The organism is Mycobacterium sp., assembly GCF_049280035.1.
Classification (GTDB): Bacteria; Actinomycetota; Actinomycetes; order Mycobacteriales; family Mycobacteriaceae; genus Mycobacterium.
This window is the reverse complement of record NZ_JBAPPI010000490.1, coordinates 1-11,398: the sequence shown is the minus strand read 5'-3', so window position 1 is coordinate 11,398 and position 11,398 is coordinate 1. Positions and strand designations below refer to the sequence as shown.

Genomic DNA, 11,398 nt, shown 5'->3' with positions numbered 1-11,398 from the left:
GCACATAGGTGATCAGCGAGCCCACCGCGATGATCGGCTCGGGGCGCAGACCGTTGTTGAACGGCATCCACGCCGCCAGCAACACCATGCCCGCCGCCCACATCGCCGGCTTGCTGGCGGCCACTGCCGGTCCCAACCGGGGCAGCACCTCGCGGGAAAGCAGCAGCCAGCACACCAGCCCAGCGACCAAGTCCGGCAATCGGATCCAGATGCTGGCGTCGCTGACATGGGTCATCAGCGCCAGCAAGTTGTAGTACCAGCCGAACGGGTCCTCCGGGCTGCCGAACCAGCGGAAGTAGTTGGACATGTAGCCGGCATGGTCGGCGACACGAGCCATACCGAGGATGTAGCCGTCGTCCGACGAGTTGGCTCCCATCACATGCCACAGCAGGAAAGCGACGATCACCGTGGCGTCGGTCCAGCTGAAGAACCTCCAGTTGGCCGGGATGAGCCGGCGCATCCGGTGGTCGTCCAGTTGGTCCAGTCGCCACAGCGCGACCAGTGCCACGACGGTGGCGACGATAGCCAGCAGCATCGCGGTGAGCTTCAGCGTCGTCGGCGTGGTGGAGAACCGGGTGTCGATGGTCGCCGAAAGCTGCAGTCCCGGCGGGGCGGGACCGGTCATGTCGGTGAACACGCCGACGATCTGCGGGCGCAGGTTGGGATCGGCGAAGCCACTGCTGACCGGCTTGCCTGCCGCGTCGGTCAGCCCGACGAAGGTGGCGAACGTGCCGGCCCGGGTGGAGGTGATCTCGATGTGCTGACACTGCGGGCTGTTCACCTGGCTCCGCGGCACGCTTTCGATCACCACGTTGCGGTCGGTGACGTCCACCCGGCTGCTCGTGACATTGACGAATAAACCGTCGAGCGTGGCGTCCTTGCCCTTCTTCGGGGCGGTGCCCAGGAGCATCCCGCCTCCTGCCGGCATCGCGCGCACCGCCGCGCACGGCACGTTGACCGTCATCATCACCGGTGTCTGCGAGATCAGCGGCGCGGTCACATTGGTCATTTGGCCTTGCTGTGGCCAGTTCAGCGTCGCGGTGGTCTGCACGACCGGCAGCAGCGGTGTTGCCACCGACAGCACGAACCCAATCAGGCCGGCGATCGTCGCGACCCAGCGCATCACCCGCACATCGCGTGCGCCGGCTTCGGGGGCCGTGGGGTCTGCCGTCGTGGTCACTGTCAAGGGAGTGCTCGAATCGGTCCTTGGCGGGTCCAGCCGTACACCTTGACGACACCCTGGTCGACGGCGGCGTTCGGCGCCTGATCAGCCGGCACGAGTCGGTTGTACTTCTCCACCGATCCCCAATCCCGGTACCAGTCGCCGTTCAGGTAGGTGGGGATGGTGGAGGTCCACAGCATCGCCTGGGTGAACAGGAACGGCCCACCGGACTTGGACGCCTCCCACAGGTTCGACGACGACGACGTCTGCTTACGGTCGGGCATGATCCGATACTGCGGAAGTTCGGCGATGCCAAGGTGTTCGGAGAATGGCCGCTGGCATGGGAAGTTGGCGGCGGTCGCGATATCCATCAGTACCGGGGCCTGCGACCCGATCAGCTGCTGCAGCTTCTGCAGTACCGGTACCCGCGGCGGCGTGAACGCGAACCACTGGTCGGAGCTCAAGTTGGGGTCGTCGGCGACGATGCTTACCACGTTGGCCTCCGGCGGCGCCCCCGCAAGCGGCACGCGTAGGTTGCGCCACGCCCGCCGCGGACCGATGTCGATTGGCTCCACTACGCCGAGTGGCTTGGTGGCGCCGTCCGGGCCCGCGGTCCCCCACTGCACCCACAGCCGCTGGCCGTAGTTCAGTGTGCCGTCCTCATCGTGCGACCAGATCGCGCCGGCGGCGGAGACCACCAGCAGCGGCCGGTCCGGGGTGCGCGGCGGTAGCTGGTACCACGCCGAGATGGCGTGCGCAGCGACGCTGTTCTCGCCGTAGCTGCCCATCACCGGGGTGCGGGCGGGGTCCAGGCCGAACGGCAGCGCGGCGTGTGAGCCGTTGACCCCGACCGGGCCCTTACCGCCGGCCGTACCCGCGGAGTCGCTGTAGGCGACGTTGGGTTTGTTGGGTGAGGCGTCGGAATTGACCAGTCCGGGTTTGGTCACCACCGGGTCTGATTGCAGGTCGTCACCGACCCCGTCGGGTTTGAAACCGACGGGGTTGACTCCGCCGAGTGGGCCCGCGGGTCCGAATTGCTGACCCGGAACTGGTTGCAGCAGGCCGGCATTGGGGTCGGGCTCGGCGAGGACGTCGTCGGCCAGGGCGCAGCTGGACGGCGAAAGGCCGGAACTGAGCGCGGCCAAATTGGCTTTGCCGATGGTGTAGTGCGGATAGCGGAACACCGCGCCCTTGGCCAGCGAACCCACCTCGCCGAGGACCATGATCGTCGCGACCACCAGCAGCGGGGTGGAGGCCAGCACGCGGTTGCGCCGGTTGTCCTTGACTTCGGTATGCCCGGCGTAGTCCATCCGGAAGTGGTACCAGCCGGCCAGCAACCCGGTCAGGATCGACAGCGTCAAAAACATCGACGTCACCGGGTGGCTGGCGATGACGGGCTGGATGTCGAACCACGGCACCCCGTAGTTGGCGACGTAGAACCAGCCGTTGATGCCGGAGGTCGCCCACGCCAGCAGGAACAGCAACGCGGTGATGTACAGCGTCAGGTTGCGTCGGCTGTGCAGGCCGATGCGGGCGAAGGTAAACGCGGTGACCGCGCCGAGCGCGCCGGCCAGACCGGCAAACGCGCCGAACTGAATGGCCCACTTCGTAGGCGTGAACGTCAACAGCAGCAGGCCAATCGCGGTCGTCCCGATCAGCCGCCAGGCCGGGCCGCCGGCCAGCCCCGGCACCCGGCCGCGCCGTAGCAGCACCACCAGCACGCCGAACAGGCAGAACAGCAGCACCAGCACGGCGAAGCGCCGGGTCATCGAGCCGTCGGAGTTGCTTTCGACAGTGAGGAAGTAGTAGCGCAGGAAGTCCTGGTACCACGCGATCGTCGGCCCGACCACATATTTGATGCGTGCCGACTCGGCGATGGTGGCCAGCGTCTGTGCGCGGAACACCACGATGGTGATCAGCGACAACGACGCCGCCAACACCGCCAATGGCGCCAACAAACCGTCGGACGCCCGGCGCCGCGCGATCATCCGGGCGATCGCTCGCGCGCCGGTGAGCAGTGCCGCGATGGCGATCAATCCCTGCGGCGCCAAGGTCACGGTGAACATCGCCACCACGATCGCCACTGCCGCGGGCACCAGCCGCCGGGTGGCGATCGCAGTTTCCACCAGCACCCAGGTGACCGCCACGCCCAAAGCGATCAGCGGCTCCGGCCGCAGCCCGTTGTTGAACGGCAGCCAGGCGGCCAAGAACACCGCTCCCGCGGACCACACCGCCACTCGGTTGGCGGCCAGGCCACCCCGCGCCGGCCCCAACCGCCGCAGCATGTACCGGCTGATGACCAGCCAACAGCCGATCCCGGCCAGCGTGGCCGGTAGCCGCATCCACACGCCGGCGGTGCTCACCGCCGCCAGGTGCGCCAGCACAGCGGGATACCAGTCGAACGGCGCCTCGGTCGTCCCGAAGAACCGGTAGTAGTTGGCCAGATATCCGGCCTGCCCGGAAACGCGGGCGATGGTCAGGTTGTAGCCGTCATCCGACGAGATCGCGCCGATGACATGCCAGAGCAGCAGCGTCGCGATCACACCCACGTCGGCGACCCAGGTGGCGACCCCGACTCGCAGCCAGCGTCCCCGGTTGCGCGGCATCCGCCGCCCCGACCTCCGGTCGAGGAAAGCCAGCGCGACGATCGAGGTCAATACCGCGAGCCCGCCCAGGGCCATCACGCCTTTCTTGAGCAGGGTGGGGGCCACGATGAACCGGGTGTCGACGTCGATGCGGGCCGACAATCCCGGCTGCGCAGGCACTTTCAGGTCGGTGAAGATCCCGCCGACCTGTGGTTTCTTCTCCGGCGGAAGAGTGCCTGCGGCGCCGGGTATCCCGACGAAGTCCGCGCCCGCAACGCCGGCGTCGGCCCAGATGTGCAGCACGCTGCAGGCGCCGGAGGTCACCGCCGAGCGGGCGGCGTGGGCGGCCTCAGAGTCGCGGAACGCGACGGCGACCTTGTCCTTGTTGGCCCGGACGAACAGCCCGTGCTTGCCGGTCTCAAAGCCGTTGACCGGCAGCGTCGAGAGCACCAGGCCGCCGTCGGCGGGCAGGGTGGCGATCGCCGCGCACGGGATGGAAATGTCCAGTGCTCGCGGCGCCCCGGCCATCAGCGGTGCGGTGATATCGGTGACGTGCCCGTCTGCCAGACCCTGCGGCCACAGGATTGTCGCAGTGGTCTGTTTGACCGGAAGCAGTGGAACCAGGCCGCAGAGCAGCACACCGGCGATCCCCGCGACGACGGCGATCAACCGCGCGAGCTGACGCGTCGATCGCTCACTTTCGTCGTGGGGCACGAGGGACGATGGTAGGCGACTGCGTTCGTCCGGCGACGATGCAGCCCGCGTGGCGGGCTTTAAGCGTTTTTGTGACGTAAACCAAAGACCCGGCGAGCGTCCCGATGACGGTGCAGGTCCGTGCGTCGAACGCGCTGAATTGGTTCGACCGAGATGCCGGACCCGCCTTCCAAGGCCGTTCGACTCCTCCGGACAAACGTGGTTTAGTGGGCCAGCGGTGGTGCATTTAATAGATTCGAAACAATTCACCACCGGCCACTGGCGTGAGTTGTGGAGCACCCGGTATCTGCGGACATCAGCTGTGGTCGCCGGGGGCGTGGTGCTTTATTCCACCAACGAGTTCCTGACGATCAGCATGCTGCCCAGCACGATCAATGAGATCGGCGGCGAGCGGATCTATGCCTGGGTGACGACCTTGTACCTCGTCGGGTCGGTGGTCGCCGCGGCGACCGTGAATTCGCTGCTGCATCGCATCGGCTCATCCGTGTCCTATCTAATGGGCTTCGCGGTGTTGGGTGTTGGCAGCCTGGTCTGCGCGGCAGCGCCGAACATGGAGGTCTTGCTGGCCGGCCGCTTTTTGCAAGGGCTGGCCGGCGGTCTGCTGTGCGGCCTCAGTTTTGCGGTGATCAACGCCGTGTTGCCGCGCTACTTGTGGAGTCGCGCTTCGGCGATGGCGTCGGCGACGTGGGGCATCGGTGCGCTACTCGGCCCCGCACTTGGCGGCCTTTTCGCGCAGTTCGGCGCGTGGCGGTGGGCGTTCGGCGGGCTGGCCATGTTGAGTGTGGCGATGTCCGTGCTGGTGCCTGGCGTGCTGTCGGCGAACGAGTGCGAGCAGGGCAGCGATCGCGTCCCGGCACGGATTCCGGTGCCGTCGATAGTTCTGTTGGGCGCTGCGGCGCTGGTGGTCAGCGTGGCGTCGCTGCCGCGTAACTTCACTGCGACCGCCAGTTTGTTGATCGTCGGCGCCGTGCTGGTGGGAATGTTTCTGGTCGTTGACCGGCGAATGCCCACGGCGGTGCTACCCGCCAGCGTCTTCGGATTTGGCCCGTTGAAGTGGGTCTATTTGACCCTGGGACTGCTGGTCGCCGCGACCAAGGTGGACCTGTATGTCCCGTTGTTCGGCCAGCGGTTGGCCCACTTGGGGCCGATGATGGCCGGGTTGTTGGGCGCGGCCCTGTCGATCGGTTGGACGATCAGCGGGCTGGGCAGCGGCTCCCTGAACAGAGCACGCACGATCGTGGGTGTGGTGATAGCGGCACCATTGGTGATGGCAATCGGCCTGGCGATGGCCGGCGTGAGCCATGTCCAAGGCGCACCGGTCGGCATCGTCATCTTGTGCGCGACGGCGCTGCTGGCCGTTGGGCTTGGCATCGGCGCCGCCTACCCGCATTTGTCGGAGTGGGCAATGACCGACATCGACGACCCCGCTGAGGGCAGCACGGCCGCTACCGCGATCAACTCGGTGCAGTTGATCTTCGGCGCGTTCGGAGCCGGGCTGGCCGGTGTCGTGGTGAACATCTCCGACGGCGGTGGGGTGGCAGCGGCTCACTCGGCGTTTACCGTTTTCGCCTTGCTGGCCCTCACCGCCTGTGTCACCGCTTTTCGAGCCCGCCGGCGGCTGGTGGCGTTCTAACTGAGCGCAACCGATCTCACCGACTGGGTTGGGCAAGCTTGCGAAGGCTCGGTCACAACAGCCCCAGCTGTCACTGAGTCGGGCACAGTGCCTGTTTTCGCTTTGAGGGCACATGCGATATCACCGATACGCCTTGGCGGTGCGTGATATCACCGGCGTATCCGATTTCAGGGTCGTGCACCGCCCTGTCGCTGGTGTTCAAGTTACTTGTGTGCCTCTCGAGGCCGTAATGCAATGGCCGGGACAGGTCGACATCTTCAAACTTGGTGCGCCGGCTGCCCGCTACTGGCGTAGCGGCGCCGGGCTCCACAGGCCACTGCGTGTGGTCGATCCGAGGTCGAGGCGGGCCGGTTGTGCGTTCGCGTAATACGGCGTCAACTTCTGCAGCGAACCCCAGTCCCGGGACCAGTCGTCCTTGAGATAGGTCGCGACCGTGGTCGCCTTCACCAGCAACTCGGTCACGCCCAAGGGCCCGCCACCGTTGTTGTCCATCACCGGCGAGTTGGCCTCGGCGCCGAATCGGTCCGGCAGGATGCGCCACTTCGGCGTCTCGTCGACGCCGTTCTGATGGCCGAACGCGCGCTGGCACGGGAATGCCAGCCCGACCAGCCAGTCCAGGAACACCGGATCGGCGGAGCCGACGACGTCCTGCAGCGTGCGTAGCTTCGGGATTCGCGGCGGCGTCAGCGCGATCCAGTGCTGGGGGGCCAGGTCTTCGTCGTTGGCGACCAGGCGAATCTGAGTGGCGCTGTTGGGAATTGCGGACAACCCGAGCCGCAGGTTGCGCCAGGCCGGCGACGCGCCGACGTCGGCGAACTGGAAAGAGCCGCCGGGCTTGCCCGCGGCCGCGTCGGCGTCGGTGGCCCACTGCACCTGGACCTCGTGAGGGTCGAAACGTCCGGCGGCGCTCACCACCAGCAGCGGCCCCGCCTGGTCGCGATTGGGCAGTCGGTACCAGCCCGACCGCAGGTGAGCCGGCACCTGGACCCCCGATCGCCAGCTGCCCAGCACTGGTGTGCGCCTCGCGTCCAGGCTGAAGGGCAGTTGGGCGAGCGAACCGTTGATCCCTGGAGCAGGCGTGGTGCCGCCTTCGGTGCCGGCCTGGCTACTGGCGGTCTTGTCGTCGTCGTTGACGAAACTCCGATCGCCGGGACGTTCCATCACCGGGTCGGCGCGGACGTCTGCCGGAATCCCATTGGGCGAGAAGGCTTCTGAGAGGCCAGCGCCGAGCGCGTCGCCGGCCGGTCCCGTCACCGGGGCCAGCATGCCGGCGTTGGGATCCTGCTCCACCAGGACGTCTTCGGCCAGGCCGCAGGACTTTCCGGCCAGCGCTTCGAGGTTAGACCGCCCCACTGTCCAGGCCGGGTACTGGCCGGCCATCGCCAACGTCAACGACATCACCTCGAATACCACCAGCAGCCATGTTGCGATTGCCAACGGCGACTGGATGATTCGCGCCAGCGAGGTGTTTCTCGGCGTCCCGTTGTCCGTCGCGACGAAGTGGAACCAGCCCGCCAGCAGCAGCACCAGCAGGGTCAGGCCGAGTAGCGCGGTGGCAAAGGCGTAATGCCAGGCTGGGAATGCATTCGACCAGGGCACACCGAAATTCGAGACGTACCACCAGCCGTTGACGCTGGCGAACGACAATGCCACCAGGAACAGCACGACGGCGGCGAACACGGTTCGGTTGCGACGCGATCGCATAGCAACCGATGTCACCGCGACCGCGGCCAGCGCGCCCAGTGGCCCGGCGAGGCCGGCGAACACACCGAAGTGGTGGGTCCATTTAGTGGGCGTGAACATCATCGCGATGAACGAGATGGTGGTGATGCCGACGATGCGACGGCTCGGCCCGGCAGCGGTACCCGGGATGCGGCCCTTGCGTAGCGACATGGCGACCGTAATGCCCAGCGCCAGAACAACTGCCAGCACCGCGAAGCGGCGGGCGACGGACCCGTCCGGGCTGGCCATAAACAACCGCTCGTAGCGGATGTGTTCGTCGAACCAACTCAGGCTGGGCCCGACCGCACGTTTGAGCATGCTGGCCTGGATCTCACCGACCAGCGTTTGGTCACGGAAAATCAGGATGGCCGTGACGGTTGCCGCGGCCAGCAGCGGCGCCAGCAACGGCAGTAAGCCGAATTGTTTGGATCTGCGGTGCAGGATCGTTCGCAGCGGTCCGATCGCGACCAGCAGTGCGCCGATCGAGGCGATACCCGTCGGCCCGGAGAACAGGGTCAGCGCACCGATGATGCAGGCAATCGCAACCGGCAGCAGCCGGCTGGTGGCCACCGCGCGTTCCACCGAGCACCAGGTCAGCAGGATGCCCAGCGCGATGATCGGCTCGGGGCGCAGCCCGTTGTCCAGCGGCAGCCAGACCGCCAGGAACAACCCTGCCGCCGTCCACGCCGCGGCCCGGTTTTGTTTGACGGCGTGACCCAACCGGGGCATGACCTCGCGGCTGATCACCCACCAGCAGGTCAGCGCCATCGCCAGGGTCGGCAGCCGCATCCAGATGCTGGTGGTGCTGACATGGGCCCACAACGCCAATAGGTCGTAGTACCAGCCGAACGGGGCCTCGGGCGTGCCGAACCAGCGGTAGTAGTTGGCCATGTAGCCGGCGTGCTCGGACACCCGGGCCATGGTCAGGATGTAGCCGTCGTCGGAGGTGTTGGCGCCGACGAAATGCCACCACACCAGCACCGCGATGACCAGAGCGTCGAGCGTGCCGATCGACCACCAGCGCGCGGGCAGGAAGCGGCGGTGCCGGGTCCCGTCGCCGGTATCGAGGACGTGCAGCGCGACCAGGGCGGCGGCGGTCAGCACCACCGCGAGGATCATCGCGGCCATCTTCAGCGTGGTCGGGCTGCTGCTGTAGCGGGTGTCGACGGTCGCCGCGAAGGTCAGGCCGGGCGGCGCCGGTCCGCTCAGGTCGGTGAAGACGCCGACGATCTGAGGCCGGAAGTCGTAGCCACTCTTCTCGCCGCGCAGTGGGGAGCCGGGATGCTCGGCGTCGGGTCCCTGGGTCAGGCCGACGAACTCCGCAGTGACCCGGTCGGCGTGCGCGGTGAAGGTCAGCCGTTGACACTCCGGGCTGAGCACCTGGCTCAGCGGCGCGGTGACCACCGGGACGTTGCGCACGACGAGTACGAGTTCGTCGTTGACGCGCACGATCAGCAGGCCGCGATCCACGGCCTTGGGCGCCTGCTTGGGCACCGTGGACAACAACACCGTCTTGCCGGTGTTGCCGGGCCCGGCCAGCCCGGCGGCGGCCTGGCAGGGAATGCTGATGGTCAGGTCAGTAGCCACATAGCCGATCAGCGGCGCTTCCACGCTGCCGAGCACGCCGTTCTGCGGCCAGTTCAGTTGAGCGGTGGTCTGTTTGACCGGCAGCAGCGGGGTTACGATCGCCAGCAGGGCCCCGAGCAAACCCGCGACGACGGCGACGACCCGGGCGGCCCGGTAGTTGGCTCCCGTGTCAGCCTGTGAGCGCCGCGTATCTTCTGCGCTTCGTCCCCCGCAAGCGGGAGGTTCCCCCACTACATCGTCGACGGCGCGGCTCACGGGGCTTGATGGTAGTTGGGCTTGCGAATGGCCAACACGAACGGGCCGATGGTGGTGACGGTGAACCGGGGGTCGGCGAACAACGCGGCGTTGAGCTCCACCGTGTAGCGGCGGACGTTGGGCTGGTTGGGATAGACGTCTTCGGCCAGCCGCAGGGTGTAGCTGCTGGTCGCGCCGGCCGAGCCGCCGTGGCGCAGCAAAAACACCGTCGGCGGCGCCCAGGGCAACGTGTCGAGCGCGTGGATGAACTGGTCGGGGGTTTTGAGCTTGGCCCAGCTGTTGATCGCGGCCGCCCGCTTGTCGAACTGCGCGAGCGGGTTGGCGTAATGCGACGTCAGCCCCTGGAAGCCCCAATAGGGGTAGTAGGACAAGAAGCTGTAGTCGGCCGTCATCACCACGGTCTCGTCGCGCGGCCTTCCGGTCGCCCGGGTGATCGCCGCGTCGATCGACGGGTAGAACTTCTCGGAGCCGGGCGGGCGGCGGTCGCCGCGCTGGCCGTGGCCGTCGGTGTCGGTATAGGCGATGGTGAGATCGGGCCGCAGCACGTCGGGGATGTCTTGGCTGAACGCGATCGCCCCGGCCAGTCCGATCGCGGCCGCAACCGGCAGCACGCTGCGGCCCCAGGCGTGCTCTCGGCCGCGAGCCGCCAACGCGAGCGCGACTTCGATGAAACCGAAAACGCCGGCGGTGGCCAGCAGCACCGTCAGCGTCGGCTGCAGCCGAAACGACAGCAGCGTGGTGCGCGCCAGCGTCGTCAGCATGGACAGCAGCGACCACAGGTAGACGGCCAGCACCCCGATCGCCAGGCCGGCCGCCCGCACTGATGAGCGGGCCCGCACCACCAGCCACAGCGTGCCGAGCATGCACAGCGCGCCGAGCAGGGTGAACTTCAGCATCGGGAAGGTCAGCTCGGCGCCGTCGGCCGGGAGGTAGTGAAAGGCGCTGCCGGTGTTGCTGACCGGGTCACGGGTCGCCCGCAACAGGAACGGCAGCCAGGTGGTCGATGCGATGACCGCCGCGATGACGCCGATGACGGCCACCCGGAGCAGCGGATCCAACGCCGCCTTGATGCCGTCGCGCCAGCGGGCTGCCGCCAGCGACAGCGCCATCAGCACGACGGTGAATGCGCTGTAGGCGGGAAGCAGGGTATAGAAGGTCGCCGCGAAGCCCAGGAATATCCCGGCCCCGATCACCGCGGCCCACCCGTGTCTTGCTGCCAGGCCGTCGCCGACTGTGCGGCCAGCTTCACGTTCGGGCTCCAGTGTGCGGCCAGCTTCACATTCGCTGGTCCCGCCGCGCAAGCCCGACCAGGTCAGGACCAGCACCGGCGGCAGCAGCACGGTGATCATGGCGGAGTACGGCTCCGGGGAGCTGTAGGCCAGCACGACCGCGGCGGTCGCCGTGGTCGCGATTAGCGCGTACTCGAAGCGGATCATCTGCCACCACAACACCAGCGCCACCGCGACGGCGATCGTGATCGAGGTGATCGCCCACGGCTTGTACACCTCCCACGCTGGAGTGCCGGTCAGCGCCGCGATGCGCCCGCCGATCCAGAACCAGCCGGGCGGATAGAACGGCGGCAGCCCGATGTAGGTCATGTCGTGGGGGCCCGCGGTGTCGGCGAGGCGCGTCAGGTACTCCGTGCGGAATTGCTGGTCGACCGAGATGCCGAACAGGTAGAGCTTGGTCGCACCGAGCGGCATCGCGAGTGTGACGACCGCGAACGCGGACAACGACACC

Annotated in this window: 5 protein-coding genes; 1 reads left to right on the top strand and 4 read right to left on the bottom strand. The window is 67.4% G+C overall.

The window, feature by feature from the left end:
- The coding region (locus WAN71_RS16040; RefSeq protein ID WP_422226278.1) for an arabinosyltransferase domain-containing protein at positions 1-1,123 on the bottom strand (1,123 nt) is incomplete at its 3' end.
- A 59-nt stretch (positions 1,124-1,182) separates the two neighbouring features.
- Complete coding sequence (locus WAN71_RS16035; RefSeq protein ID WP_422226275.1) at positions 1,183-4,461, bottom strand: arabinosyltransferase domain-containing protein; 3,279 nt, start codon at positions 4,459-4,461, stop codon at positions 1,183-1,185.
- A gap of 229 nt (positions 4,462-4,690) precedes the next feature.
- Between WAN71_RS16035 and WAN71_RS16030 the strand changes: the two genes are divergently transcribed.
- Positions 4,691-6,094 carry an MFS transporter gene (locus WAN71_RS16030; RefSeq protein ID WP_422226277.1) on the top strand — a complete coding sequence of 468 codons (1,404 nt, stop codon included), beginning with the start codon at positions 4,691-4,693 and terminating at the stop codon, positions 6,092-6,094.
- A gap of 282 nt (positions 6,095-6,376) precedes the next feature.
- Here the strand turns inward: WAN71_RS16030 and WAN71_RS16025 are convergent, their stop codons facing one another.
- Positions 6,377-9,634, bottom strand: coding sequence for an arabinosyltransferase domain-containing protein (locus WAN71_RS16025; protein ID WP_422226276.1), 3,258 nt, complete (start codon positions 9,632-9,634; stop codon positions 6,377-6,379).
- Between the two features lie 20 nt (positions 9,635-9,654).
- On the bottom strand, positions 9,655-11,398 hold a 1,744-nt coding region (locus WAN71_RS16020), incomplete at its 5' end, for an arabinofuranosyltransferase (RefSeq protein WP_422226274.1).